Origin of the sequence: Rhizobium lusitanum, assembly GCF_014189535.1 — a bacterium.
Taxonomy (GTDB): Bacteria; Pseudomonadota; Alphaproteobacteria; order Rhizobiales; family Rhizobiaceae; genus Rhizobium; species Rhizobium lusitanum_C.
The window spans coordinates 3,462,642-3,487,385 of the sequence record NZ_CP050308.1; the positions used below are offsets into that span (position 1 = coordinate 3,462,642).

The window sequence follows — 24,744 nt, forward strand, 5'->3', positions numbered from 1 at the left end:
ATCGCTAGCAATGCTCGAAGCAACTATTCCACCCACCCTTAAACCTTGTTTGACCTTTCTCCTGCAATCTGGCCGCCACCACCATTCCGATGCAGGCGACCATGAACAACACCTCCCCACCTCTTCTTTCCATCGTCGCCCCCTGCCACAACGAGGAAGAGGGGCTTCGCGAGTTTTGCCGGCGTGCCGTCGCGACCGCTCGCAGTATTGCCGGGGATGCCTTCGAGATCGTGTTGGTGGATGATGGTTCCACGGATGGGACCTGGGAGATCATCGCGGCGCTTGGCCGCGAGGTGCCGCAGGTGCTTGGTGTCCGGTTGATGCGCAATCATGGTCATCAGTTGGCCGCCACCGCCGGGCTTGCCGCCACGCGGGGCGAGCGTGTGCTGCTGATCGACGCCGATCTGCAGGATCCGCCGGAGTTGTTGCTGATGATGATGCCGATCATGGATCGCGGTGCGGATGTCGTCTATGGGCAGCGGGTGCGGCGGGAAGGGGAGAGCTGGTTCAAGCTGGCCTCCGCCTCACTCTTCTACCGGCTCCTGTCGCGGCTCGCCTCGGTGGCGATCCCGCGCGATGTCGGGGATTTTCGCCTGATGCGCCGTCGTGTCGTCGATATCCTGCTGGCGATGCCGGAGCGTGATCGTTTCATTCGCGGCATGGTGAGCTGGATCGGTGGGCGGCAGGTGGCGCTGTCCTATGAGCGCGACGCCCGCTTTGCCGGCACGACCAAATATCCGCTGCGCAAGATGGTCAATTTCGCCATCGACGCCATCACCAGTTTTTCCACCGTGCCGCTACGCATCAGCACATGGCTCGGCATGGTCTCTGCCGCCTGCGCGATCCTGCTTTTGATCTATACGGTGGTGCGCTGGATCGAGGGCGAAACGATTATCGGCTGGTCCAGCATCATGGCCGCGATTACCGCCTTCAGCGCCATCCAGCTGATCTGCATCGGCATCATCGGCGAATATATCGGCCGGCTGGTGCAGGAAAACAAACGGCGGCCGATGTTCATGATCGAGAGCCTGGCGCAGGCCGGCCGATCCATCGAAATCACCGGCGATTTCGCCGAGATGAATGCGGCCGGCAAGCGCCGCGAACTCGAGCGTCTCCTCACGGATGAAGGAGAGGCGGAAGAGGATAGCAGCCGGGCGAGGGCGGTCCGCTGATGCCGCATTCATCCGCAAACCTGTCTCCGGTCGAGCCGGCGATCCCGGTCGAAATTGCAGCCATTCCGGATAGCGCGATCGTCAGGCAACGTCCGGGCTTCGCCATCGCCGCTTTCGTCATCCTCGCCGCCATCTTCGTCGCCGTTTTCCAGTTTCCGCCGATCCTGGATTATCCGAACCATTATGCGCGCATGTGGCTGCTTGCCGGCGGCATAGCGGAGCCGCCGTTCAACCGGATCTATGCGCTCGACTGGAACCAGACCTTCACCAATGTCGGCATCGATCTCGCGGCCTATTGGCTGGGGCCGGTGATCGGCGTGCCGCTCTTGGCGTGCGGCCTGCTGTTCCTGGCGATCGTGCTGCCGCCGCTCGGCGCCATCGCCCTGCACCGCCGCCTGTTCGGCGGCTCCTATTACTGGCAGATCGCCATCCTCTATTTCGCCTGGTGCGCGACGCTGATCGGCGGTTTCATCAATTTCCAGATCGGCCTGGGCATGGCGCTGTTCTTTGCGACGGTCGATCATGGACTGCAGCCGAAGAGCCGGACGGTGCTGTTTGCCTGGCGCGCCGTCGCCGGCCTGTTGCTGACCGTCATGCATATTTTTTCGCTCGGCTTCTATATGGCGCTCGTCTGCGGCCTCGAGTTTTCACCGACGACGGCGGCCCTGAAGTCTCCGCGCGACTTCGTCCGCCTGTGCGCCCGGCTGGTCGTGGCGATGCTCGCCTGCACGCTGCCGGCGATCTGCCTGTTTCTCTATGCGCCAGTGCTGCCTGATAGCAACAATATCGGTCTGGGAACGGCGTGGAACGATACGCCGGGCCTGATACTGGCAAACCTCATCTCGGCGATCTGGACCTATACGGCGCTGGCCGACACGCTGTTGCTGATCCCGCTGGTGTTGGTCTGCACCAATGCGGTGCGCACAGGCCGATTGAGATTGCATGCCGGGCTTGCCGTTACCGCTATCGGCCTGCTGGTCCTTGCTTGCATATCCCCGCGCCATGTCCTGGGCACTGGCTGGATCAGCTGGCGATTTCCGATCATGGCGGCGCTGGTCGCGATGGCCATGGTTTGCCCTCTGCCTCGGCTGCCGCGCCGGCAGGCCTTCATGCTGGCCGTGGTGCTTGCATGTGTGGCGCTTGGCAGGACGGGCTGGATCGGGCTCAACTGGTGGTACGGGCAGGCGGATGTCGCCAATATCCGCACCGTCCTTGCCGATGTTTCTGAAGGTTCGGCAATCCTGCCGATGACCCATAAGCCCAAAGGCATGCCGATCGGCATCGATCAGAGGCACTACGCCTGGAATGAGGATACTTTCCGGCATCTGCCGACGCTTGCCGTCCCCTACGCCCGTGCCTTCGTGCCGACGATCTTTACCGCCGCGGGCAAGCAACCTCTTACCGTGCTGCCGCAGTGGAAAGACATTGCCGTGCCGGAGGGAAATCTCTTTTCCATCGGCCTGTTGAATTGCCCGGCCGAACTGAAGGCGTTCAGCGCCATCGCGCCCTATCTCGCCAATTGGCGGCAGCGCTTCGACTTCGTCCTTGTCGTCAACGCTGATATGCCCGATCAATATAGCGGTGACACCATTCCGTCCGGCCTTCGGCTTGCCGCCGACACGCCCTTTGCCAAGCTCTATGCCATCGACAAGGCTTTTGTGCCCCAGGCAAATGTGCCGGCAGCCACAAGCTGCCCAAATCCGTTGACGACGGAAGGCTGAGCCAAGCCCCTGACAACAAAACAGGCGGCCCTTTCGAGCCGCCTGCTGAATGCGTGTCCCCGATGGTGTTCGAGACTTAGCTCGCCTTTTCAGGCGGCGGTGCCAGCAGTTCGGCGCAATAGGAAGAGCCGTTGGTGCCGGGCTGGTCGCCGAGGATGCGGACCGAGCGGATGACGTAGCTCTGGCTGGTGACGATATCGGCCTTGCAGCTCAGATAGCGCTTGCCGCCCTTCTTCCCGTCCTTGGCCGCGATGGTGATGTTCTTGTAGCCACCCCGCCAAGTGTAGACGCGGTTACCGCCGTCGTCACGGTCCGAGATCGGCGGGCCGTAGGAGGCGAAGAAGCGCCCGGCCGACTGGCCTTCCCAGCGGTCCTGAACCGGGTTGCTTACAAGCGCCGGGAGAATTGTTGTCGTGGTCGTGCTGGCGCAGCCGGCCAGCGCCAGCAACAGTCCCGCCGCGGTGATCATGCGGATATTCATCGTATCGTCCTTGAGCTTCTGTCTCGCATTCGGTTGCGGAAACGCCGCTGTCCCACGGCATTTCCACCTGTCCCACTAAGGGCTTTAGCGCCAAAGCCGGCAAAAGAAAATTCCCATCCGCGTGTACAAGCGGAATTTTGCCGAATGTGTTGCGTCTCATGCACTTTACTCTGTCCGGCGTCCATTTTTCGTGCTGATTTTCTGGGCAATTGCCTCTGTAATCTTTTCGTCAAGAAACAGACTCGTTTTTTGAATTTGGTGCTTGTGCATCAAAAATGGCTGGTCTATAGAAGCGCCGCTGGTCACGGAGTGTAGCGCAGTCTGGTAGCGCACCACGTTCGGGACGTGGGGGTCGAGTGTTCGAATCACTCCACTCCGACCAGCGCTAAATTCCCGATTTTCCCGAAAATTTCATCCGCTTCCGATAGCCGATCCCCAAATCTGTATCTCTTCATGTCTCGCGCGCCAAGTCGTTCGTCCGATTTGGAATATCCTTTTGCGCCTAGCCTCTTTTTGTCGTCCGAAGCACCATATACAAGGGGAGGATGAGTGCATCCGACTCGAGGTTGAGGACGGACCAATGGTTGCGGAAGCGGAGCGACGAGATGAGCAGCCTGATTGAAAGACTGGTCTGGCGGGCTGGAACGGAATTCCGGCAGCGTCGGAATGTCGGCGGTGCGGTCCTTGGTCGTCTCGCAAGCATCTCCGCTACGGCATTGGCAACGGCGCTCCTGCTGGCTTCGGGAGCCGGGCAATCCGCCTTCGCCGGGGATTGCGGCAATGTGGTCGCGGCACCCGGCATAGACTGGAGCGCGTGCAGCAAAACCAATATCATGCTGCCGGGCAGCGATCTGCACGGCGCCAATCTGTCCGAAACGCATTTCGACAGCACCGATCTCAGCGATGCCAATCTCACTTCGGCCAATCTGGAAAAGGCAACGCTGGTGCGTGCGTGGCTGAAGAATGCGCGCGCCGAGGGTGCGAATTTCGCCAAGATCGAAGCCTATCGCTCGGATTTCAGCAATGCTGTCGCCAACGGCGCCTCCTTTGCCAATGCCGAGCTGCAGCGGGCCGAATTCAGCGGCGCGCAGCTTGCGAACGCCGATTTTCAGAAGGCCGAGCTTGGCCGCACCGATTTCGACAAGGCTGTGCTGACGGGCGTCAATTTTTCCTTCGCCAATCTTTCCCGCGCTACTTTGAGCGGCGCGACCATCCAAGGGCCCGTCACCTTCGGTGGCGCGTTCTTGTATCTGACCCGCATCGAGGGGATAGACCTGTCGGCGGCAACCGGTCTGGTACAGACTCAGGTCAATTTGGCCTGTGGCGACCAGACGACCATACTGCCTCCGGGATTGAGGGCGCCTGGTTCCTGGCCATGCCCGCCCGATGACAAGGACTGACGCTAGTCTGTCCGGAATGACCCAACCGAAAGGCGATAGTTGATGTTCGAGCAACAGACGATTCAATCCTCCAGCAAGCCAGAATTCTATCGCGAGCTTGCCGGCCAGTTGCAGGCGCTGCTTGACGGCGAGGCCGACCCGATCGCCAACGCCGCCAATACCTCGGCGCTAATCTTCCAGATGCTGCCGGACCTCAACTGGGCCGGCTTCTATTTCCTGCAGTCGGATGAGGAGCTTGTGCTCGGGCCGTTCCAGGGCAAACCTGCCTGCGTCCGTATCGCCGTTGGCCGTGGTGTCTGCGGCACGGCGATCGAAAAGGAGCAATCGATCGTCGTCGAGGATGTGCATGCCTTCCCAGGCCATATTGCCTGCGATGCGGCCTCCCGCTCGGAGCTGGTAGTTCCGCTGTTCCGCGATGGCCTTGTCTTCGGCGTCATCGATCTCGACAGTCCACTTCCCGGCCGTTTCGACAAAGACGATCAGGCCGGCATCGAGACGCTCTCGGCAATTTATACCGCTGCCTGCGACTGGGATGAGTGACTGCCTGTCGCTGCGCGGCGCATCACGCCGCCGTGTCAGATATGGCAAACCGACTGCACCATACCTATATTTCCGTCGCAACCACTCCCGCGACGCTTATCGAGCTTAACGTCTGTAACGATGTCCGGCATTCTCCCGTAATAGCTGGTGAAGCTTGAGGTATGCGTCCAAGAGCAAGGAGAACAAGAATGCGAAATTACAGCAAGACCTCCGAGGCCATAGCGAAGCTGTCGCCGGAACAATACCGTGTGACCCAACAAAGCGGCACGGAGCGCCCCTTCACGGGCGAATATGTCGATAACAAGCAGCCGGGCATCTATGTCGATATCGTATCGGGCGAGCCGCTGTTTGCCTCTTCCGACAAGTTTGATTCCGGCTGCGGCTGGCCGAGCTTCACCAAGCCGATCGAGGCCGCCAACGTCAGCGAACTCTCCGATAACTCACATGGCATGCTGCGCGTAGAAGTGCGTTCGCTGCACGGCGACAGCCATCTGGGTCACGTTTTTCCCGATGGGCCGCGCGATCGCGGCGGTCTGCGCTATTGCATCAACTCCGCCTCGCTTCGCTTCGTGCATCGTGATCGCATGGAAGCCGAAGGTTACGGCGCCTATCTCGACCAAGTGGAGGATATCCGATGACTACGGAACGTGCAGTTCTCGCCGGCGGTTGTTTCTGGGGCATGCAGGACCTCATCCGCCGTTACAAGGGCGTCATCTCGACCCGCGTCGGCTATACCGGCGGCGAGGTTCGCAACGCGACCTATCGCAATCACGGCACCCATGCGGAAGCGATCGAGATCGTCTTCGACCCCGAGAAGATCATCTATCGCGATCTGCTGGGCTTCTTCTTCCAGATCCATGATCCGAGCACGCGCAACCGCCAGGGCAACGATGTCGGCGCGAGTTATCGCTCGGCGATCTTCTTCACCAGCGACGAGCAGAAGCGGGTCGCCCTGGACACGATCGCCGATGTCGATGCTTCCGGTCTTTGGCCGGGCAAGGTCGCTACCGAAGTGGTGCCGGCAAGCGACTTCTGGGAGGCCGAACCCGAACATCAGGACTATCTGGAGCGTATCCCGAACGGCTACACCTGCCATTTCGTCCGGCCCGGCTGGAAGCTTCCGGTCCGGCAGGCCGACACGACGCAGCGCGCAGCATCCTGAATGATGCAAACCGCCGCGAGGGAGCGGCTGGGACGCTATCTTGGCACATGGGACGTGAAGCGTCGGATCATCGACCGTCTCAACGCGACCCTGATAACCTTCGAAGGACAGGCGTTGTTGACGCCTGTCCAGTTCGAGGAACATGGCGACACCACGAGCGAATATGCGACGCTCAGAAGCAGCCGAACTTACTGGCTAGGCTCTGAGGCTGAGTGTCTGAGCGTTTATTTCCCCGACCTGACTGAATTCATCCATATTGGCGGCGCTGCATCGCAGCGCGTCATCCATCACTGTGGCCTGGATCTTTATCGAGGTCGCTTTTTCTTTCGCGGGCCGGACGCCTGGGCCGAGATGTGGCATGTGTACGGCCCTCGAAAACATTATGTAAGTCTCGCCCATTATCGGCGGGTCTAGCCTCTCAGGGCGCGATGCGAGGCGGAGTATATCTCCGCCTCTCTTTTTCGATCATTCGCGGAACAATGGCGAATGATGTGAAGTCTTATCGGGACATCCGCCGTCTGGTCTGGACAGCCAGAGCCAATTCCTCCAGCGTACGGACGGAAGTCGGCCAATCGATGCAGCCGTCGGTGATGCTCTGGCCGTAGACCAGCGCCTTGCCGGGAACGAGGTCTTGGCGGCCACCGACGATATTGCTTTCCATCATCATGCCCTTGATGCGGTGGTCGCCGGCCGATACCTGTTCGGCGACGGAGCTGACCACTGCCGGTTGGTTTTCCGGGTTCTTGTTGCTGTTGGCGTGGCTGGCATCGATGATGATCTGCGGGTCGAGCCCAAGCTTGGAAGCCTGCTCCGAGACCGCCTGCACGCTGACGGCATCATAATTGGGCTGCTTGCCGCCGCGCAGGATGAGATGGCCGTCGTCGTTGCCGCGTGTCGAGGCAATGGCGGCAAGGCCATCCTTGGTTACGGCGGGGAAATGATGCGGTTGCGACGCCGCCAGGATCGCATCGAGCGCGATCCTCGTGTCGCCGTTGGTTCCGTTCTTGAAGCCGATCGGGCAGGAGAGGCCGGAGGCCAGTTCGCGATGCACCTGGCTCTCGGTTGTTCTGGCACCAATGGCCCCCCAGCTCACGAGGTCGGCGATGTATTGCGGCGTGATCGTGTCGAGGAATTCGCAACCGGCTGGCAATCCGATCTCGTTGACATCGACGAGAAGCTGCCTGGCAAGGCGCAATCCCTCTTCGATGCGGTAGCTTCCGTCGAGATGCGGATCGTTGATGAGGCCCTTCCAGCCGACCGTGGTGCGCGGCTTTTCGAAATAGACCCGCATGACGATTTCAAGGTCGCCGGCGAAGCGGTCGCGCTGTTCCTTCAGTCGGGCTGCATAGTCGCGCGCCGCGACAGGGTCGTGGATGGAGCAGGGGCCGATGACCACGATCAAGCGATCGTCGTCATTGTGGAGGATACTATGCATAGCGGCGCGTGCGCCCGTCACGGTGGAGGTGACGGCCTCGTCTCGCGGGATCTCGTCTATAATGCGAGCCGGCGGCGTAAGCGCGGTAATTTCGATAATGCGCAAATCATCAGTAGAATTCAACACGGTATCTGTTCCTTTTGGGGTCATACCGTGGCGACACAAAAAAAGCCGCCAGGTAGACTAGCGGCTGTTCGGGTCTTTTATTGCGTCAGTTTTACCTACGCACAGGCCCGCCTCCGCTGGGAGCAGCGGTACGAATAAAATCGCGAGGCGTTTGCGTAGGTGAACGACATGCAGTGTCTCTACGACAAAAAATATGGCTTGTCGATGCCGTTGATAGCTTGGGAACTGATCGCAGGTGCTTGGCCCGGCTCCCAATTTGGTGGCAGTAGCAAAAAGACGAACCCCAGATCAGAAAGACTGGCCCCACTTCGCTGGAAGCAGGACCAGTCCCCATCCGATCAGGGGTCAAGTCTAATCAGATCTCGAAAAACGAGGTCTTAGAAAGTACGCTGGAAGCGCAGAACGCCAGCCCACTGGTCCTGATTGATGGAGTCCCAGTTGGTGTAGGATACTTCCGGCGTGATCTGCAGGTTCTTGACCGGGTTGAACTTGACGTTCGCGGTCGCTGCAAAGATCTTCGAGTCGGTGTAGGCAACCTGAGCGTTTGCCTGCAGCTTTTCGTTGATCGGAACGGTAACGCCGCCCCAGACAGCCCAGTCGCCCCAGCCGATCGGCTTTGCCGGGCCGGCGCCGTTCGAGCTTGCGTACTTGTTCAGCTTGTTGCCGTCGGTGTTCCAGCCGCCCATCAAGAACGCCTTGAAGACGCCGAAATCGCCGTCGACGCGAGCCTTGATAGCGCCTTCTTCAACGATGGAGTCGTAACCGCCAACGATCTTGAAGCCGAAGTTGCCAGCCTTGTAGCCAACACCGGCGACAACGTCAGGAGCGTAGTGATCCGAGGCGTCTTCGCCGTTGAGGCCCCTGACCGGAACGGTCGCGCCGGCGCTGTTCGTGGTGAGGCCCGAATTGCTGTCTTCCAGCGAGATTACAGCCGTGAAGCCGTTGCCGGCGTCGTAGTTGTAGGTGATCTGGTTGAGTTCGTACGGGCCGTCATAGACAACGTCGTCGTTGATGACGCCGCCGGCATAGCCTGCGTACAGGTTGTAGGCCGAGTCGAGCTTACCGACGGTGAAGCCGGCGAGGCTGATGTTGGCAGCGATCAGCTTGGTGGTGGTCGAGCCGCCATCCTGCCAGTCCCAACGCAGAACGGTAGCTGTCTTCAGCGGGCCGTATTCGGTGTCGGAAGCGGTGTCGAGGGTGAGGTGAGCACGGGTGTGCCACAGCGTACCGTAACGGTCAGCCGGGTTGTAAGCATTGTACCACTTGCCTTCGGTGCGGACGTAGCCGCCGATCTTGAGGCAGGTTTCGGTACCCGGAATGAAGAAGTAACCGTTGCCGTATGCGTCGCAGATGCGGACATACTCAAGCGGCTCCGGCTCGGCGGCAACGATAGCATCGGCTGCATGAGCGCCGGAAACTGCTGCGAGGGCAGCAGCGGAGCCGAGAAGAAGGCTCTTGATGTTCATAAAAACTCCAATCCAATATAGATTGGGCATAGGCTATCGCGCCGAAAAATCGACGTGCCTCACCCTATCCCTGTTAAAAACCCCGACTCGGGAGAAACGGGCCCCACCCGCTTCTGCGCCCCATTAAAGACGAATTCCTGCAAAGTTATATGATATATTTTCTTCGAAATGACGTTTTCGTGATTTTTCATTTTTAGTTGCATGAAAGACACATTTGCAAACATAGATAGTAAGTTTGCCATAATATTGGCTGCGTAATGATCATGCCGACGTAGGAAAGTGGGAAAATAGCAATGCGTGGGATGCTATGTCCAAACGCAATCAACGCCCTTTGCCGACATCGGCAACGGGCGTCTAAGTGCGATTAAGAGGAGGGACGGTCGCTTAATACAGCGCGGTTCGCTTTGAGTTCGGCGATACCAGCCTGCTGAGCATGGCGCCGATCGCAATGCCCCAGAGAGCGCCTGTCATGGCGACGATGATGTCCATCGGTGAACCGTAATTGCCGTTTGCCAGGAAATGCGAGAAGCACAGCGCCGAGACGCAGGCAATCATCAGCAGACAGGTGAAGGAGGGCGATTGCGGATAGGCCAGCCGTGCAAGCATGCCGGCAAGACAGAGCGCGACAGCTCGATAGAGATCGAAGGGATTGCCAAACTCGGCCTGCCAATTGAGATGCGCGAAGGTCACGGCAACCAGTGCCGCGATGTAGCTCCAAGCAACAATCTTCAAAAAGCGCTCTGTTATCACGGGGATGTCATATAGCAGCGGTGTATGGGAACACCAGTCTCGTAACGCTTTCGCAGCCTCGTTCAGCCTCCCGCATCGCACACGTTTTGTGTGCCCGCGAAATATTCTGTAGCGGATATGAGGAGGAGAAGGGATGACTTTTACGTGCTGATGGCCACTTGCGGCCTAAAGTCGGTTAACCCGCGCACGCTATCGACGATGGACGGCGGGCTGACACTCTCGGGCCAACCCACCTTGGATGCGCAAGCAGTATCAGGCGCTAGATGCCTCAGGTGCCTCAGCATTGTCTTCGGCCCCCGGCTTGCCGGGTTCGATGCTGCTCTCCCCCACATCGCTGCGACCGAGAAAGGTGAAGACGACGATTGCCGTGAGAGCGGTGATCGCTGTCAGGAGCCATAGCAACGCGCTAAAGGCCTCGCTGTAGCCTTGAACCAAAGCTGCATGCCCGATTGCCGGCGCATTGGATATCGCGTCGAGGAGATCACCTGTCACCAATCGCTGTGCCGCGGCGGCGGCATGCTCACCCGCTGTCGCACCTAGATTTGACTGAATGAAAGAGGAGAGGATGGCGCTGACCACAGCCAATGCGACGCCTTCGCCGGCGACGCGCGTGGTGCTGAAGATGCCGGTCGCCATGCCCGCGCGCTCCTTCGGCACGACACTGACGGCAAGCCCATCCATCAAACCCCAGGGCAGGCTTATGCCGATGCCGATCGTCAGCAGTGGACCAATCAACGCAGTCGGTGCAGTTCCCGTGGCGAAATGGCTGAGCCAGAACAGGCCCATGGCGGAGATAGAAAGTCCCACGCCGCAGATCGTGGCCGCCGTGAACCATCGCGTCAGCAGGCCGGCAATGATGGGCAGGACAAGCAACGGCGCCGACAGGGCGACCATCATGCGGCCAGCGGCGACCTCGCTCATGCCCTCGATGCCAACGAAGCGGACGGGCAGAAGGATGAGCAGCACAACGAAGGCGTAGGCAGGAGCTGCCGCCAGCAACTGCACGCCGACGAAACGCGGATAACGAAACAGGGTGAGATCCAGCATCGGCCGTTTCACTGTGCGCTCGATGATGCCGAAGGCGAGGAAAAGTAATGCTGCGCCCACCAGCAGGGCAACGACTAGCGGGTCACTCCAGCCATTTTCCGGCGCGCGAAGCATACCGTAAGTGAAGAGTGTCAGGGCGAGCGTAAAGCCGAGGGCGCCCGGCCAGTCGAGACTGGCGGCGTCGGGGTCTCTGGATTCGGTGAGGAAGCGTGCGCCGAGGCTAAAAGCAAGAACGGCGAGGATGACGACGAGAATGAAGATCGCCGGCCAGCCGAACATCTCGATCATCAGGCCGGAAGCGATTGGCCCGAACGCAAGCCCCACGCCGAAACTGGAGCCGACGATGCTGAAGGCGCGTATGCGCGCCGTGCCATCGAACTCCTGTGCAAGCGATGCCATGCCACCGGAAAAGGCGGCGGCGGCCCCCAATCCCTGCAAGGCCCTCAAGATATCGAACCAGACGATGTCGCTGGCGAAGGCCAGGCACGCCGAAAACAGGGCGAAACCGCCGAGCCCCATGAGAAAGATGCGCTTGCGTCCGAAGCTGTCGGCAAGCGCGCCGGCGGCCATCAGGCTGCTGCCGAAGGTCAGCATGAAGGCATTGGTGACCCAGTTGAGCGCAATCGGGCTGCCACCCAGCGTCCGGCTGATTGCCGGCAAGGCGACGGCCGGGCCAGTGAAGGTGAGGGGCATGGCGGCAGCGGCGCAACACACGGCGATGAGAACGAAGAGTTTCTCGGCCGGGCTTGCGGCCTTTGTCTTGTTGGGATGCATCAGGATATCCGCTGAATTTGAGCAAAAAGGCTCTGCAGATGAGTTGGGAGCGCGCCCCTCTTTCAAAGAGGGGCGTCATCATCTGCGCGAGCATCGGAATACCCGGACAAGATAGTTTTGATGCAATCGATAGAAAATGTGGCTAAGTTTCCATATATACCGGAAGAAAATGATCGAATGGACATAGCGATGGATCGGTTAAGCGGCCTCAATGCCTTTGTACGAAGCGCCGATCTCGGCAGTTTCGCCGCCGCCGGGCGCGTGCTCGGTCTTTCGGCCTCGGCCGTCGGTAAGGCGGTGACCAATCTCGAGCGGCAACTCGGTGTGCGATTGATGCAGCGCTCGACCCGCAGCATTCGCCTGACCGAGGAGGGGCGCCTGTTTCACGAGCGTTGCCGGCGTGTGCTGGACGATCTGGACGATGCCCAGGCTTCGCTTGCCCAGGCGGTGGCCGTGCCGCGCGGGCGACTGCGCGTCAGCGTTCCGATCGTCAGCTACCATTTCCTGCTGCCGGTGTTGCCCGAATTCCTTGCTCGCTATCCGGATGTCGAACTCGACATCGATTTCAACGACCGCATCGTCGATATGATTGAAGAGGGTGTCGATGTCGCGATCCGTAGCGGCGATCTGCCGGATTCCCGGCTGATGTCGCGGACCCTGCGGCCATTCCAGATGCTGCTTTGTGCAGCCCCTGCCTATCTCGAGCGTCATGGCATACCCGATTGCCCACGCGACCTTGACCGTCACCTGGCGATCCGGTTCCGTTTCCCCAACAGCGGCAAACTACAAAGCTGGCCACTGACCTTGCCGGATGGCGGACCGGAACTGCGCCTGCAAACCGCTCTTTCCTGTAACAATATGGAAGCTCTATGCGGCGCCGTGATCAGCGGCCTCGGCATTGGGTGCATGCCGGATTTTATCGCGCGAACCCCTCTCGCCGAAGGCAAGCTGTGTACGGTACTCGACGACCACATCGATGGGCCTGGCCATTTCCATCTGCTTTGGCCCTCCAATCGCCATCTGTCGCCAAAGGTCCGTGTCTTCGTCGATTTTCTCGGAGACCGGCTTTTTGCAAAGAGCTGCGAAGTCTTGCCGGGTGTCGCAAGCACATGAAAAAGGGGCCCTGAGGCCCCTTTTTGTCATCGATCCGATCCGGATCAGATATCGCTGGCAGCGTTCGCCCAGATATCGGCGGCCTGTGCGGCGGTGACGCGGCGGACTTCCGTCTCGTCGCGGCGGCTGGCGAAGAGTTCGCTGGCCATGATCTGGTCGGCGAGGTCTGCCGGCAGCGACAGGAGAACGCGCTGACCCTCCTTGTGGATGCCGCCGAGATCGGTGCGTCTGCCGGTGATCATGCCGCCGGCGATCGTGTTGTTGCTGTCCGGATCGATCAGGATGAAAGAGCCGGTCGAGCGGTTCTGGTCGTAAGGGTCGAAAACAGCGGCTTCGTCGAAGGAAAGACGAACCTTGCCGATGGCGTTCATCCACAGGGCTTGCGCCGGTGCCCAGGCGCCGGTCTTCAGCTCAAGCTGCGCAATCGGCTGCACCTGCACGCGCTGGCGGCGGCTGCCACTCTTCAGCCAGTAGCGCTTGCCGGGCTCGATGCCTTCCGGCTGCAGTGCGACAATCTGCGCGTCGAAGGCAAGGCCCGATTGCGGCTGGCTGTCGATGGCGACGATCATATCGCCACGCGAGACGTCGACCTGGCGGTCGAGCACGAGCGTAATCGCATCGCCGGCAACGGCGGCATTGCGCACGAGATCGTAGGTGACGATCTTTGCGACGTTGGCAACCATGCCCGACGGCAGGATCATGACGCTGTCGCCCGGCTTCACCGAGCCGCCGGCAACCGTGCCCTGATAGCCACGAAAGCTTTCGCCGGGGCGGGACACGCGCTGAACGGACAGGCGGAAACCGACGGATTGAGCCGAGCGCACGGTGGCAAGCTCCAGCGTCTCGACGAGTGTCGGGCCATTGTACCAGGGCATGGCCGCCTGGCCGGAATAGACGACGTTTTCGCCCTTCAGCGCCGACATCGGAATGGCGGTGATCTGCTTGACGCCGAGCGACAGCGCGAATTCGCGGAAATCATGCGCGATCTTTTCGAAGCCGGCGCGGTCGTAATTCGTCAGGTCGATCTTGTTGACAGCAAGCACGAACTGCTTGATGCCGAGCAGCGAGGCGATCGTCGCGTGCCGGCGTGTCTGCTCGAGAATACCCAGGCGTGCGTCGATCAGCAGAATGGCGAGATCGGCGGTGGAAGCGCCGGTCGCCATGTTGCGGGTATACTGCTCATGGCCGGGCGTGTCGGCGACGATAAAGGAGCGGTTCTCGGTCGAGAAATAGCGATAGGCGACATCGATGGTGATGCCCTGTTCGCGTTCGGCCTGCAGGCCGTCGAGCAGCAGGGCGAAGTCGGGCAGACCGAGATCGTTCTGCTTGCCGGTGGAATCGCGCTGCAGCGTGGCGGCCTGATCTTCCTTGACGGCCTTGGTGTCCCAGAGCAGGCGACCGATCAGCGTGGATTTGCCGTCATCGACGCTGCCGCAGGTGATCAGGCGAAGCGGACGCGTATCGCGCACGGCCTTGAGGGGCTCGGCGGCGGGTAAGGTGACGACGTTTGCGGTTACGGCTGCGGTCATCTCAGAAATATCCTTCGCGCTTCTTTTTTTCCATGGAGCCGGACTGGTCGCGGTCGATGGCGCGGCCCTGTCGTTCGGAAACCGTGGCGATTTCCAGCTCTGCGATAACGTCTTCAAGGGTAGTGGCGGTTGAGCGGATCGCGCCGGTCAACGGGAAGCAGCCGAGCGTGCGGAAGCGGATAAGCTCCTCGCGCTTGACCTCGTCCGGCAGCAATTCAAGGCGCGGATCGGCCGCCAGGATCATCATGCCGTCGCGCTCGACGACCGGGCGCTTCTCGGCGAAATAAAGCGGCACGATCGGAATCTCTTCGGCCTGGATGTAGCGCCAGATATCGACCTCGGTCCAGTTCGACAGCGGGAAGACACGCACGCTCTCGCCCTTGCGGATCTGGCCGTTATAGACGTTCCAGAGTTCCGGGCGCTGGTTGCGCGGATCCCAGCGATGATCCGGCGTGCGGAAGGAGTAGATGCGCTCCTTAGCCCGCGATGCTTCCTCGTCGCGGCGTGCGCCGCCAAACGCGGCGTCGAACTGGCCGGCGTCCAGCGCCTGGCGCAACCCTTCCGTCTTCATGATGTCGGTGTAGAGCGCCGAACCGTGGGTGAACGGGGTGATGTTCTCCGCCTTGCCCCGCGGGTTGATGTGCTCGATCAGGTCGAGATCGTATTTCTTCACGATCTCGTCGCGGAAGGTGATCATCTCGGCGAACTTCCAGCCGGTGTTCACATGCAGGAGCGGGAAGGGCACGCGGCCGGGATAGAAGGCCTTGCGCGCCAGATGCAGCAGCACGGACGAATCCTTGCCGACCGAATAGAGCATCACCGGACGCTCGAATTCGGCCGCAACTTCGCGGAAAATATGGATGGATTCGTTTTCCAGCGCCTTCAGATGCGGGTCGAGCGGCGGCTTGGTGCTTTGCGGATTGGAGAGTTCCGTATCCGGACGGCTATCGGGCATTTTCAACTCCAGAACTTAATCATTTGTCGCGGCCGGAAGGTTGGCCGGAAAGAATAGAATGCTTTGGGTCCCGGTGGGCTGGCGGCGGCGAATACCGCGCCTTGAGCCGATGCCGGGAACCGGCGGGGCATGTCATTGCGCGGCGACGACGGCTTCTTCCGCAACGTGCAGGCCGCATTCGCGCGTCTCGTCGTTTTCCCACCACCAGCGGCCGGCTCGCTCCGGTTCGCCCGGCTTGATGGCGCGGGTGCAGGGTTCGCAGCCGATCGAGGGGTAGCCGCGCTGGTGCAGCGGATTCACCGGCACGCTATTGTCGGCGACATAGGCGCGGATCACATCGATATCCCAATCGGCGAGCGGGTTGACCTTGATCAGGTTGCGCTCCGGATCGTATTCGGCAAACGGTGTGTCGGAGCGATTGTTCGATTGGCCACGGCGTAGGCCGGTAACCCAGATCGTGGCGCCGGAAAGAGCGCGCGCAAGCGGCTTCAGCTTGCGCACACCACAACAGGCATGCCGGGCTTCGACGCTCTCGTAGAAACCATTGAGGCCATACTTCGCCGCATAGGCGTCGATGTCGGCCTGCTCCGGCTCGTAACGGTGGATATGAATATCGTATTGGCTTTCCGTCTCGTCGATCAGCACCAGCGTCTCGGGGAAGAGGCGGCCGGTCTGCAGCGTCACGACATCGATGGGCAGGCGATGATTGCCGATCTCGGCGGTGATGACCTGGTCCTCGATCCCGAGGGAGGTCGTAAAGACGGCGCGGCCGCCAAGACCGGCGACCAGAGACAGGCGGCCGGCAAGGTCAAGCGCCGCCAACCGGCTGTTCAGCGTCCCGGCTTCTTCGATGCGATTGATGGCAGTCATGGGGAATCCTGTCCTGATATTGCCGTCAGTATCGCAGTTCGAGAGGGCAGCGGACAGAAAAACGGATTTCGAAAGCGAGGGGATAGAGAGCAAATATCTCCACGAAGCCGCTCCCATGCGGAAAAGCGACCGCCTCGGCTGTTAACCAAGGCGTTTTGCCCCTGAAGCGGGCCAACGGAGAGGCGCCGATAAGACTAGTCATATCTAAGCGCTTGCTTTAATGTCTATAGAAATAGTAGAGTTACACGCGGCTTGTCAAACGGAAATCGGAAGTGATGGCCAAAAAGATGCGGAACGCCAAATTATGCGCTAAACTATGAGCATAGTGAGAAGACTTGAAAACAAGGCTGGGTTGCCGGCGCTCCGAGCCTTCCGCGATCCGGGTGTTTGAAGCGGGGCGAGGTCGGCCAAGGGTTTAAGAGTTCCGAAGCGATGTGGCCGGTGTATCGGGTGAGCGCATCGTATGTGTGTGTAAGCGGTTCGAAATGATCACTCAAAAAGCAAAATACGCGTTGCGGGCGCTATCTGCTCTGGCTCAGGCCGAAGCGGGCGAACCGATGATGATTTCCGACATTGCCACGCAACAGAAAATCCCGAAGAAATTCCTGGAACAGATCCTGCTCGACCTGAAGCATCAGGGCATCGTCATCAGCCGCCGCGGCAAGCAGGGGGGCTATCTCCTGCGCAAGCCGGCCGAGGAGATCACCTTCGGCGAGATTCTGCGCATCATCGACGGTCCGATCGCGCCATTGCCCTGTCTTTCCATCACCGCCTATCGCCGCTGCGAGGATTGCGACGGCGAGCAGACCTGCGAAATCCGCCATGTCTTCGCAAGGGTTGCGGATGTCACCCGCAAGGTTCTGTTCTCGACCACCATCGCCGATGCTGTGGCTCTGCCGGACGAAGCGGAAGTCACTCGCCTTTTGGCATAGGCCTCAATGGGCGGCGTGTTCTTCGCCCGCCTCTTTCTCCATTGCCCGCCGTGCCCGGATCGCCGCCGCGATGAAGACGCGCGACAGGCCGTGATAGAGCGGCTCGCGCGACAACAGCCGCGAGGTGACATAGCCGATCATCGACACCGCCATGATCGGGATAACGGCCTGATGGTCGCCGGTCATTTCCAATATGATGACGAAGGCGGTCATCGGCGCCTGCACCACACCGGCGAAATAGCCCGCCATGCCGAGGATCGCCGCCAGCGCAATGCTACCGCCGATCAGTGTTCCGACGGTGCTGCCGAGGCCGGCGCCGACCGCCAGTGACGGTGCGAAGATGCCACCGGGAATGCCCGAGATCATCGACAGGAAGCTGGCGAGCAGTTTTTCCAGGAAGAAGAGCAGGGGCAGGGCATGCCCCTCCACCGCGCCACGCGCCTGATCATAGCCGGTGCCGAAGGTGTTGCCGCCGGAGGAGACGCCGATGGCCGCGACCAGAAGACCACAGCATCCGGCGAGCAAGAGCATGCGCTTGAGGGGCTGTGGCTGCGCCCAGCGGCGGATGCGGATGCCGGCATAGAGCGCAAAACCGCTGAAGGCCGCCCCAAGCGCGCCGCCACCGACACCGCAGATCAGGACGAGAGCCCAATCCACAAGCGCTACCGGCGCAGCACTGGCCGTGCCGAAATAATTGTAGCTGCCGGAGAGCCCGAGGGCCGCGAGACCCGAGAGGATGACGGCCGTCAGCACCAGGCCGTTGGCGCGCGATTCATAAGTACGGCTCATCTCCTCGATCGCAAAGACGATGCCGGCGAGTGGTGTGTTGAACGCCGCTGCAATACCCGCTGCAGAGCCCGCCAGAATCAATCCCTTCGCCTGCGCCATGCCGCTGAAGCGGGCGACCGCCAGCATGAAGGACGCGCCCACCTGCACCGTCGGCCCCTCGCGGCCGATCGAAGCGCCGCAGAATAGCCCGAGAATGGTCAGAACGATCTTGCCGAAGGCAAGCCGGAGCGACAGCAGTTTCGTGCGATCCTCGTCATGATGCAGATGCCGCGCCGCGATCGCTTGCGGAATGCCGCTGCCTTGCGCATTGGGAAACAGCGTCGTGGCGAGATAGGCGGAGAGCACGAAGCCAAGCGGTGTCAGCACGAGCGGCAACAGCCAGCTCCATTCTCCGGAGCTCGTCACCCCGGCAAAGGCGCGCTGCGCCAGATCGGCCAGCTTGGCAAAGCCGACGCTGATCACCCCGATCGCCAAAGCCCCCGTCCAGAACACCAGCCGTGGCCGCCACAGATGGATCGAACCCCAGAAGACACGGGAGCGGCGGAGCAGTTTGGATTTTCGGTAGATGGGGGGCATGGGATTTTAAACCAGAGGGCTGAGCGATATGTCCGTTTAGGACTCAATTCTGAACAGTCTGCTTAAAAACGACGGGGCAGGATATTCACACTCTCTTACAAGACTTCACTTTATGGCCAAGGCTTATCCGAGCCTTGACACATTCTGACGGTCTCCTAGAATGCATCGCAATTGCAATGCAAGAGGTTGCCCATGAAATCCGCTTCCATTCCATCGCTGAGAGTCGACCCGGAGCTGCGCGCTGCTGCCGAGAGCGTGCTGAAGGAGGGCGAGACCCTGTCCGCGTTCCTGGAGAATTCGCTAAGAGCCCAGATCGACTATCGGCGGGCGCAGGCGGAATTCATCGCGCGTGGCCTGACCGCACGAGACGATGCCAAGCGTACGGGCGTCTATTACAGTGCTGATGAGGTGCTCGGAAAGCTGAAAAGCAAGCTTGCGGCCGCAAAAGCCTCCAAACAGAAATGAAGTTTGCCGTTCGCTATTCGCTAGGAGCAGTCGAAGATCTCGATCGGCTTTACGATTACCTTCTCCTGAGAGACATCGAGCTGGCGGAAAGAGCCTATCAAGCGATTGTCAAAGCAACCGAATTTCTCGAGACCTTCCCGTTTAGCTGCCGCAAAGTGTCCTCGGATAATTCATTTCTCCGCGAACTGGTCATCCCCTTCGGCTCCGCCGGCTATGTCGCTCTGTTTGAAATCGAAGACAACGACACAGTGACGATATTGGCGATCCGACATCAGCGCGAAGACGACTACCATTGATGCTCGCTGAGGCCTACCGATCGCTCACTTCCCACCTTGGATTGACCCACGGCTCCTGATTGGATCGCGCCAGCCTTGGCTTTCCAAGGATATGATCGGCGGCCTTCTCGCCGGTCATGATCGAAGGGCCGTTGAGGTTGCCGTAGGTGAGGCTGGGGAAGATCGAACTGTCGGCGACGCGCAGGCCCTCGACGCCGATGACGCGGGTGTCGGGGTCGACGACTGCCATAGGATCGTCCTTCGCGCCCATCTTGCAGGTGCCGCAAGGATGATAGGCGCTTTCCAGATGTTCGCGCAGGAAGGCGTCGATCTGGTCGTCGGTCTGGACATCCTGACCGGGCTGGATTTCCGGGCCGCGATAGTCGTCGAACGCCTTCTGCCCGAAGATTTCGCGGGTGAGGCGGACGCAGTGGCGGAACTTTTCCCAGTCTTCCGGGTGGCTCATATAGTTGAAGCGGATGACCGGATCGGCCTTCGGGTCGGAGGAGCGTAGTGTCACCGCGCCGCGAGACTTCGACAGGTTATAGCCGACATGCGCCTGGAACCCGTGGCTCTTGGCCGCCGCCTTGCCGTCATAGCTGATGGCGACGGGGAGGAAATGATACTGGATATCCGGCTGCTTGACGCCCGGCGCCGAGCGCAGGAAGGCGCAGGCTTCGAACTGGTTGGAGGTCCCGAGGCCGGATTTGAAGAACATCCATTGCGCGCCGACAATGCCCTGCATGTACCAGGGCAGCCAGGAATAGAGCGACACCGGCTTCAGGCTGGTCTGCTGGAAATAGAATTCCATGTGATCCTGCAGATTGGCGCCAACGCCCGGCCGGTCGACCTTCACCTCGATGCCCATGTCTTGCAGATGCTGTCCCGGGCCGATGCCGGAGAGCATCAGCAGTTTCGGAGAATTGAAGGAGGACGCCGAGACGATCACCTCGCGGTTCGCCTTGACGATCTCGATCTTGCCGCCGCGCTCGATCTCGACGCCGGTGGCGCGGCCGTTTTCGATCACCACCTTGCGGGCGAAACAACGGATCAGCTCGACATTCGGCCGCCTCAGCGCCGGCTTCAGATAGGCGGTCGCGGCAGACCAGCGCCGGCCCATCCAGGTCGTCTGCTCCATCAGGCCGAAGCCTTCCTGCTTGCCGCCATTATAGTCTTCCGTCGCCTCGAAACCCGCCTGCTTGCCGGCCTCGATGAAGGCATGGAACAGCGGATTGCGGGCGTCGCCACGCCGAACATGCAGAGGCCCGTCGGTGCCACGCCAGCCGTCTTCGCCGCCATGCGAATGCTCCATCCGCTTGAAGTAGGGCAGAACGTCGGCATAGGCCCAGCCGTGGGCACCGAGTTCTTCCCAGCGATTGAAATCCTCGGCGTGGCCGCGGACATAGACCATGCCGTTGATCGAGGAGGAGCCGCCGATCACCTTGCCGCGCGGCGCAGTGATGCGCCGGTTGTTGAGCTGCGGCTCAGGTTCGGAAAGATAGCCCCAGTTATATCGATCCATGCTCATCGGCCAGGCAAGCGCTGCCGGCATCTGAATGAACGGCCCGACATCGCTGCCGCCGAATTCCAGCACGATGACCGTATGCTTGCCATCTTCCGACAGCCGGGAAGCCATGGCGGAGCCGGCGGAACCTGAGCCGATAATGACGAAATCTGCTTGCATGACGATGTGTTCCAGATGGCTAGGGGCGTAGATCGAAGTGGTTTTGCACCCTCCCCTTGAGGGGGGAGGGTCGGCCGCAGGCCGGGGCGGGGTGATCACTGGTATAAGCGTTGCGGCTGGTCACCCCCCACCCGCCGCTATGCGGCGACCTCCTCCCTTAAGGGGGAAGTGTATCAATAAGGCGCCTGCACCGGCCCCATGCCGACATAGACCGTCTTCAGCTCGGAATAATGCTCGAGCGCCGCCAGCGAATTCTCGCGGCCGAAGCCGGATTGCTTGGAGCCGCCGAAGGGGATTTCGACCGGGCAGAGATTGTAGGTGTTGATCCACAGTGTTCCGGCCTCGAGTTGATCGACGACGCGGTGGGCGCGGGTAAGATCGGCGGTGAAGACACCACCGGAGAGGCCAAATTCCGTGTCGTTGGCGCGGGCAATCACCTCCGCCTCATCATCGAAATCGAGCACGCACATGACCGGCCCGAAGATTTCCTCGCGGGCGATGGTCATGTCATCGGTAACGTCGGCAAAGACGGTCGGCTGTACGTAATAGCCTTCGCCGGAGACATTGTTGGGAATGCCACCGCCGGCCACCAGCGTCGCGCCTTCGGCCTTACCCTTCTCGATGTAGGAAAGCACCTTTTCGCGCTGTGCCCAGGACGCCATCGGGCCGACTTGCGTTGCCTCGTCCATGGGGTCGCCGATCAGCATGGCCTCGGTGCGCGCCTTCAGGCGCTTCAGGAATTCAGCCTTGATCTTCCGGTTGACGAAAACGCGCGTGCCGTTCGAGCAGACCTGCCCGGTTGAATAGAAATTGCCGAGCATGGCGCCGCCGATTGCGCTGTCGATATCGGCATCCTCAAACACGATCATCGGCGACTTGCCGCCGAGTTCCATGGTGACGTGCTTGAGGTTTCCAGCAGCGGCGGCTGCGACCTTGCGGCCTGTCGGCACCGAGCCGGTTAACGACACCTTGGCGACGTCAGGATGGTTGATGAGCAGCGGCCCGGTTTCGCGGTCGCCCTGGATGACGTTATAGAGCCCCTTGGGAAGCCCTGCCTCGATGAGGATCTCGGCGATCTTCAGTGCGCCGAGCGGTGTGTTTTCCGAAGGCTTGAAGACCATGGCGTTGCCGGCCACCAGCGCAGGAGCGCCCTTCCAGCAGGCGATCTGTTGCGGGTAGTTCCAGGCGCCGATGCCGACGCAGACGCCGAGTGGCACGCGCTTGGTATAGGCGAAATCGCCGCCGAGCGGGATGTAGGAGCCGTTGAGGCCGGCGGCCGCGATGCCGCCGAAGAATTCGAAACTGTCGGCGCCCGAAGTCGGGTCGGCGACGATGGTCTCCTGGATCGGCTTGCCGGTGTCGAGTGTTTCCAGTTCGGAGAGCTCGCGGTTGCGCTCGCGCATGATGTCGGCGGCACGCTTCAGGATGCGGCCGCGCGCCGTTGGGCTCATTGCGGCCCATTCAGGCTGCGCCCGCTTGGCACTGGCGATTGCCTGCTCGACGATGGCAGGCGTTGCCGCATGCAGCCGGGCGATCACTTCGCCGGTTGCCGGATAGATGCTCTCGAAGACGGTACCGTCGGTATCCTCGACATATTCGCCGTCGATGAAGTGGGAAGCTATTGGTTGGGCTTTGAGGGTCATGTCTCAGTCCTTTGAACGGCGGCCTCTCGGGAAAGCGGCGCAAGCAGTGAATTGATGTAATCTTCTGTAAGCGCGATCGAAGCCTCGATGCTGATCGGCGCTGATCTCAGACTTTGACGGATATAGAGGCCGTCGATCATCGCGGCAGCGCCCTCGGCGATGCGTTCTGCGTCTTCGCGCGGGCACAGCGCCTTGAGGTTGGCGAGCAGGTTGGAGCGTAGCCGCCGCGCATAGATAACGAGGAAGCGGCGGGTCTCTTCGGACCTTTGCGCCTCGGCGTAGAAGGCGAGCCAGGCGGCAATCGTCTCCGGTGCGAATTGATCGGCGTGGAAGCTGACATGGATGACGGCGGAGAGTTTTTCCCGCGGGGTCGTTGCCACCTTCATCGCCGTCACGGTGCTGTCGCGCAGCCGCTGTAGGTGATGACGGACGGTCTCGATCAGCAATTGTTCCTTGCTGCCGAAGTAGTGATGCGCAAGTGCCGGGGAAACGCCGGCCTGCTTGGCAATTTCGGACATGGTTACAGTCAGCGAGCCGTGATCGCCGATCACGCGCATCGCCGCGTCCACAAGCGCCTTGCGGCGCACCGGTTCCATTCCGACTTTCGGCATAAATTACCCCTGAGCTTGCGGATAGTGTATTTTTGATTGACTGATCAATCAATAAAAAAATCGCTTGGCGGCCAGATATGTGCTGAAAATTCGAAGCTCCTTTCCGAGTTGCATTTCTGTGCCATACTCTTAGGCAGGAGGAGGTGCAGTCATGGTCAATATTCTGGATGAGGTCCCCCCGTCTGTAATGCGCGAAAAGTGGGGTTGGTTTGTAGCGCTGGGTGTGTTTCTGCTCATTTGCGGTGCGATCGCCTTCGGCAATCTTTTCGTCGCCACCGTTGCGTCGGTCTACTATGTCGGCGTGCTGATGCTGATCGGCGGCATCATCCATCTGGCGCATGCCTTTCAGGTGCGGGGATGGGAGCATATCCCGTTCTGGGTGCTGAGCGGCCTACTCTACACGATCGCCGGCATCCTTGCCTTCGCCAATCCCTTGCTCGCCTCGGAAGCGCTGACGCTGTTCCTTGCCATCGCCTTGCTGATTGCCGGCACATTCCGTGTCTGGGTCGGCCGCAAGCTGAAGCCGGAGCGAGGCTCGGTCTGGATCGTCATCAGCGGCGTGGTCACTGCGCTTGCCGGCATTGCCGTTGCGCTCGGCTGGCCGGTCAATAGCCTCTGGGTTCTCGGCCTGTTTCTCGCGGTTGACCTGACGTTCCAGGGCTGGACGCTGATGGCTTTCGGCTTTGCGCTAAGGCGATAAAAGCGGGCACAACCGGCGGTAACGGTTTGCGACTTTTTGACAAGAGGCGTGAGCGGCGGTACTCTCTGGGGGCTGTCATGCAGGATGAGAGCGGCGCCTACGGACTGAATGTTCAGCGCCATCACCCGGAGCGGCCGTGTCAATCGAGGCACGTCCTGAAGGCTCCGGTTCAATATCCTGGAGCGGATCTCCAGTGACAAATTCTGCCGAACAACGTAAAGGGAGGAATATCATGCCGATGGTAACGGTTTCCATCTCTCCGCTTCAGGTCGCCGGTATCCGAGCGGCCGTAGACACAGGTACTTATGCATCGAGTAGCGAAGTCGTGCGTGAGGCGTTGCGCATGTGGGATGCCGCGCGCAAGCGTGGCGAGATTTGCGATGTGCCGCGCGCGGCCAATGATCCCGATGCTGTGGTGAAGAGCAGCCGATGTGTCGCCGACATGTTCGCCGATTACGAGGCGGAAACACACCGGCATAACTGAGCCTCTGGGGTCTCGCATCTTGCGAAGCCGGTGTCGCCGATCCT

Annotated in this window: 25 protein-coding genes and 1 tRNA gene; 14 read left to right on the forward strand and 12 right to left on the reverse strand. The window is 60.6% G+C overall.

Annotation, left to right across the window (positions count from 1 at the left end):
• Positions 1-101 precede the first annotated feature (101 nt).
• Both HB780_RS30460 and HB780_RS30465 read left to right on the forward strand, forming a co-directional pair.
• Positions 102-1,172: a glycosyltransferase family 2 protein gene (locus HB780_RS30460; RefSeq protein WP_183691881.1), complete on the forward strand. Its 1,071-nt coding sequence runs from the start codon at positions 102-104 to the stop codon at positions 1,170-1,172.
• Entirely contained in the window at positions 1,172-2,893 is a 1,722-nt protein-coding gene (locus HB780_RS30465; RefSeq protein ID WP_183691883.1) for a hypothetical protein, read from the forward strand. Before HB780_RS30460 ends, HB780_RS30465 begins: the two co-directional genes overlap by 1 nt.
• A gap of 76 nt (positions 2,894-2,969) precedes the next feature.
• Here the strand turns inward: HB780_RS30465 and HB780_RS30470 are convergent, their stop codons facing one another.
• Entirely contained in the window at positions 2,970-3,374 is a 405-nt protein-coding gene (locus HB780_RS30470; RefSeq protein WP_183691885.1) for a hypothetical protein, read from the reverse strand.
• A gap of 305 nt (positions 3,375-3,679) precedes the next feature.
• On the opposite strand from HB780_RS30470, the gene HB780_RS30475 reads away from it, so the two are divergent.
• The 6 genes from HB780_RS30475 (at position 3,680) to HB780_RS30500 (ending at position 6,890) form a co-directional block, all read left to right on the forward strand.
• Positions 3,680-3,756: transfer RNA gene (locus tag HB780_RS30475), tRNA-Pro, on the forward strand.
• 223 nt (positions 3,757-3,979) lie between these two features.
• A complete protein-coding gene (locus HB780_RS30480) occupies positions 3,980-4,774 on the forward strand; it encodes a pentapeptide repeat-containing protein (RefSeq protein WP_286203092.1) in 795 nt (264 codons plus the stop codon).
• 42 nt (positions 4,775-4,816) lie between these two features.
• A complete protein-coding gene (locus HB780_RS30485) occupies positions 4,817-5,314 on the forward strand; it encodes a GAF domain-containing protein (protein ID WP_183691887.1) in 498 nt (165 codons plus the stop codon).
• 188 nt (positions 5,315-5,502) lie between these two features.
• The gene (msrB, locus tag HB780_RS30490; RefSeq protein ID WP_183691889.1) at positions 5,503-5,952 is read left to right on the forward strand and encodes a peptide-methionine (R)-S-oxide reductase MsrB; all 450 of its coding nucleotides are present in this window, start codon (positions 5,503-5,505) and stop codon (positions 5,950-5,952) included.
• Positions 5,949-6,476: a peptide-methionine (S)-S-oxide reductase MsrA gene (gene msrA / locus HB780_RS30495; RefSeq protein ID WP_183691892.1), complete on the forward strand. Its 528-nt coding sequence runs from the start codon at positions 5,949-5,951 to the stop codon at positions 6,474-6,476. The genes msrB and msrA overlap by 4 nt, the downstream gene beginning before the upstream one ends.
• Positions 6,477-6,890 carry a DUF6314 family protein gene (locus HB780_RS30500; protein ID WP_183691894.1) on the forward strand — a complete coding sequence of 138 codons (414 nt, stop codon included), beginning with the start codon at positions 6,477-6,479 and terminating at the stop codon, positions 6,888-6,890.
• A gap of 85 nt (positions 6,891-6,975) precedes the next feature.
• Here the strand turns inward: HB780_RS30500 and HB780_RS30505 are convergent, their stop codons facing one another.
• The 4 genes from HB780_RS30505 to HB780_RS30520 form a co-directional block, all read right to left on the reverse strand.
• Positions 6,976-8,061 (reverse strand): 3-deoxy-7-phosphoheptulonate synthase, encoded by a 1,086-nt coding sequence (locus HB780_RS30505; protein WP_183691896.1) that lies wholly within the window; start codon positions 8,059-8,061, stop codon positions 6,976-6,978.
• A gap of 353 nt (positions 8,062-8,414) precedes the next feature.
• Positions 8,415-9,503, reverse strand: coding sequence for a porin (locus tag HB780_RS30510; RefSeq protein ID WP_183691898.1), 1,089 nt, complete (start codon positions 9,501-9,503; stop codon positions 8,415-8,417).
• Positions 9,504-9,887: 384 nt separating this feature from the next.
• Entirely contained in the window at positions 9,888-10,235 is a 348-nt protein-coding gene (locus HB780_RS30515; RefSeq protein ID WP_183691900.1) for a hypothetical protein, read from the reverse strand.
• 270 nt (positions 10,236-10,505) lie between these two features.
• The gene (locus HB780_RS30520; RefSeq protein WP_183691902.1) at positions 10,506-12,074 is read right to left on the reverse strand and encodes an MFS transporter; all 1,569 of its coding nucleotides are present in this window, start codon (positions 12,072-12,074) and stop codon (positions 10,506-10,508) included.
• Positions 12,075-12,263: 189 nt separating this feature from the next.
• Between HB780_RS30520 and HB780_RS30525 the strand changes: the two genes are divergently transcribed.
• Positions 12,264-13,187, forward strand: coding sequence for a LysR family transcriptional regulator (locus tag HB780_RS30525; protein WP_183697643.1), 924 nt, complete (start codon positions 12,264-12,266; stop codon positions 13,185-13,187).
• A 44-nt stretch (positions 13,188-13,231) separates the two neighbouring features.
• Here the strand turns inward: HB780_RS30525 and cysN are convergent, their stop codons facing one another.
• The 3 genes from cysN to HB780_RS30540 all read right to left on the reverse strand — a co-directional run bounded on the left by cysN (position 13,232) and on the right by HB780_RS30540 (position 16,541).
• A complete protein-coding gene (gene cysN, locus HB780_RS30530; protein WP_183691904.1) occupies positions 13,232-14,716 on the reverse strand; it encodes a sulfate adenylyltransferase subunit CysN in 1,485 nt (494 codons plus the stop codon).
• Position 14,717: 1 nt separating this feature from the next.
• Positions 14,718-15,671 carry a sulfate adenylyltransferase subunit CysD gene (gene cysD, locus HB780_RS30535; RefSeq protein WP_183691906.1) on the reverse strand — a complete coding sequence of 318 codons (954 nt, stop codon included), beginning with the start codon at positions 15,669-15,671 and terminating at the stop codon, positions 14,718-14,720.
• Positions 15,672-15,803: 132 nt separating this feature from the next.
• A complete protein-coding gene (locus HB780_RS30540) occupies positions 15,804-16,541 on the reverse strand; it encodes a phosphoadenylyl-sulfate reductase (protein WP_183691908.1) in 738 nt (245 codons plus the stop codon).
• A 485-nt stretch (positions 16,542-17,026) separates the two neighbouring features.
• Between HB780_RS30540 and HB780_RS30545 the strand changes: the two genes are divergently transcribed.
• Entirely contained in the window at positions 17,027-17,473 is a 447-nt protein-coding gene (locus HB780_RS30545; protein ID WP_183691909.1) for an RrF2 family transcriptional regulator, read from the forward strand.
• A gap of 3 nt (positions 17,474-17,476) precedes the next feature.
• Here HB780_RS30545 and HB780_RS30550 read toward each other — a convergent pair whose 3' ends face one another.
• Complete coding sequence (locus HB780_RS30550) at positions 17,477-18,838, reverse strand: chloride channel protein (protein ID WP_183691911.1); 1,362 nt, start codon at positions 18,836-18,838, stop codon at positions 17,477-17,479.
• Between the two features lie 192 nt (positions 18,839-19,030).
• Here HB780_RS30550 and HB780_RS30555 point away from each other — a divergent pair, with 192 nt between their 5' ends.
• Together HB780_RS30555 and HB780_RS30560 are read left to right on the forward strand one after the other, a co-directional pair.
• Positions 19,031-19,303, forward strand: a complete 273-nt coding sequence (locus HB780_RS30555) for a YlcI/YnfO family protein (RefSeq protein ID WP_183691914.1) — start codon at positions 19,031-19,033, stop codon at positions 19,301-19,303.
• Positions 19,300-19,599, forward strand: a complete 300-nt coding sequence (locus tag HB780_RS30560; protein ID WP_183691916.1) for a type II toxin-antitoxin system RelE/ParE family toxin — start codon at positions 19,300-19,302, stop codon at positions 19,597-19,599. The genes HB780_RS30555 and HB780_RS30560 overlap by 4 nt, the downstream gene beginning before the upstream one ends.
• 13 nt (positions 19,600-19,612) lie before the next feature.
• On the opposite strand, the gene betA is transcribed toward HB780_RS30560, so the two are convergent.
• From betA to betI, 3 genes are all read right to left on the reverse strand, one after another.
• Positions 19,613-21,262: a choline dehydrogenase gene (gene betA / locus HB780_RS30565; protein ID WP_183691918.1), complete on the reverse strand. Its 1,650-nt coding sequence runs from the start codon at positions 21,260-21,262 to the stop codon at positions 19,613-19,615.
• 173 nt (positions 21,263-21,435) lie between these two features.
• Positions 21,436-22,905: a betaine-aldehyde dehydrogenase gene (betB, locus tag HB780_RS30570; protein ID WP_183691920.1), complete on the reverse strand. Its 1,470-nt coding sequence runs from the start codon at positions 22,903-22,905 to the stop codon at positions 21,436-21,438.
• Positions 22,902-23,516 carry a transcriptional regulator BetI gene (gene betI, locus HB780_RS30575; protein WP_183691922.1) on the reverse strand — a complete coding sequence of 205 codons (615 nt, stop codon included), beginning with the start codon at positions 23,514-23,516 and terminating at the stop codon, positions 22,902-22,904. Before betI ends, betB begins: the two co-directional genes overlap by 4 nt.
• 151 nt (positions 23,517-23,667) lie before the next feature.
• Here betI and HB780_RS30580 point away from each other — a divergent pair, with 151 nt between their 5' ends.
• Both HB780_RS30580 and HB780_RS30585 read left to right on the forward strand, forming a co-directional pair.
• Positions 23,668-24,216 carry an HdeD family acid-resistance protein gene (locus tag HB780_RS30580; protein ID WP_183691924.1) on the forward strand — a complete coding sequence of 183 codons (549 nt, stop codon included), beginning with the start codon at positions 23,668-23,670 and terminating at the stop codon, positions 24,214-24,216.
• A 232-nt stretch (positions 24,217-24,448) separates the two neighbouring features.
• Entirely contained in the window at positions 24,449-24,700 is a 252-nt protein-coding gene (locus HB780_RS30585) for a ribbon-helix-helix domain-containing protein (RefSeq protein WP_183691926.1), read from the forward strand.
• The last annotated feature ends 44 nt before the right edge of the window (positions 24,701-24,744 follow it).

What these genes read in the sequence shown, in the direction of transcription:
- HB780_RS30460 (WP_183691881.1), top strand. Translation starts at nt 102, where the DNA reads ATGAACAACACCTCCCCACCTCTTCTTTCCATCGTCGCCCCCTGCCAC.
- HB780_RS30465 (WP_183691883.1), top strand. Translation starts at nt 1,172, where the DNA reads ATGCCGCATTCATCCGCAAACCTGTCTCCGGTCGAGCCGGCGATCCCG.
- HB780_RS30470 (WP_183691885.1), bottom strand. Translation starts at nt 3,374, where the DNA reads ATGAATATCCGCATGATCACCGCGGCGGGACTGTTGCTGGCGCTGGCC.
- HB780_RS30480 (WP_286203092.1), top strand. Translation starts at nt 3,980, where the DNA reads ATGAGCAGCCTGATTGAAAGACTGGTCTGGCGGGCTGGAACGGAATTC.
- HB780_RS30485 (WP_183691887.1), top strand. Translation starts at nt 4,817, where the DNA reads ATGTTCGAGCAACAGACGATTCAATCCTCCAGCAAGCCAGAATTCTAT.
- msrB (WP_183691889.1), top strand. Translation starts at nt 5,503, where the DNA reads ATGCGAAATTACAGCAAGACCTCCGAGGCCATAGCGAAGCTGTCGCCG.
- msrA (WP_183691892.1), top strand. Translation starts at nt 5,949, where the DNA reads ATGACTACGGAACGTGCAGTTCTCGCCGGCGGTTGTTTCTGGGGCATG.
- HB780_RS30500 (WP_183691894.1), top strand. Translation starts at nt 6,477, where the DNA reads ATGATGCAAACCGCCGCGAGGGAGCGGCTGGGACGCTATCTTGGCACA.
- HB780_RS30505 (WP_183691896.1), bottom strand. Translation starts at nt 8,061, where the DNA reads ATGACCCCAAAAGGAACAGATACCGTGTTGAATTCTACTGATGATTTG.
- HB780_RS30510 (WP_183691898.1), bottom strand. Translation starts at nt 9,503, where the DNA reads ATGAACATCAAGAGCCTTCTTCTCGGCTCCGCTGCTGCCCTCGCAGCA.
- HB780_RS30520 (WP_183691902.1), bottom strand. Translation starts at nt 12,074, where the DNA reads ATGCATCCCAACAAGACAAAGGCCGCAAGCCCGGCCGAGAAACTCTTC.
- HB780_RS30525 (WP_183697643.1), top strand. Translation starts at nt 12,264, where the DNA reads ATGGATCGGTTAAGCGGCCTCAATGCCTTTGTACGAAGCGCCGATCTC.
- cysN (WP_183691904.1), bottom strand. Translation starts at nt 14,716, where the DNA reads ATGACCGCAGCCGTAACCGCAAACGTCGTCACCTTACCCGCCGCCGAG.
- cysD (WP_183691906.1), bottom strand. Translation starts at nt 15,671, where the DNA reads ATGCCCGATAGCCGTCCGGATACGGAACTCTCCAATCCGCAAAGCACC.
- HB780_RS30540 (WP_183691908.1), bottom strand. Translation starts at nt 16,541, where the DNA reads ATGACTGCCATCAATCGCATCGAAGAAGCCGGGACGCTGAACAGCCGG.
- HB780_RS30545 (WP_183691909.1), top strand. Translation starts at nt 17,027, where the DNA reads ATGATCACTCAAAAAGCAAAATACGCGTTGCGGGCGCTATCTGCTCTG.
- HB780_RS30550 (WP_183691911.1), bottom strand. Translation starts at nt 18,838, where the DNA reads ATGCCCCCCATCTACCGAAAATCCAAACTGCTCCGCCGCTCCCGTGTC.
- HB780_RS30555 (WP_183691914.1), top strand. Translation starts at nt 19,031, where the DNA reads ATGAAATCCGCTTCCATTCCATCGCTGAGAGTCGACCCGGAGCTGCGC.
- HB780_RS30560 (WP_183691916.1), top strand. Translation starts at nt 19,300, where the DNA reads ATGAAGTTTGCCGTTCGCTATTCGCTAGGAGCAGTCGAAGATCTCGAT.
- betA (WP_183691918.1), bottom strand. Translation starts at nt 21,262, where the DNA reads ATGCAAGCAGATTTCGTCATTATCGGCTCAGGTTCCGCCGGCTCCGCC.
- betB (WP_183691920.1), bottom strand. Translation starts at nt 22,905, where the DNA reads ATGACCCTCAAAGCCCAACCAATAGCTTCCCACTTCATCGACGGCGAA.
- betI (WP_183691922.1), bottom strand. Translation starts at nt 23,516, where the DNA reads ATGCCGAAAGTCGGAATGGAACCGGTGCGCCGCAAGGCGCTTGTGGAC.
- HB780_RS30580 (WP_183691924.1), top strand. Translation starts at nt 23,668, where the DNA reads ATGGTCAATATTCTGGATGAGGTCCCCCCGTCTGTAATGCGCGAAAAG.
- HB780_RS30585 (WP_183691926.1), top strand. Translation starts at nt 24,449, where the DNA reads ATGCCGATGGTAACGGTTTCCATCTCTCCGCTTCAGGTCGCCGGTATC.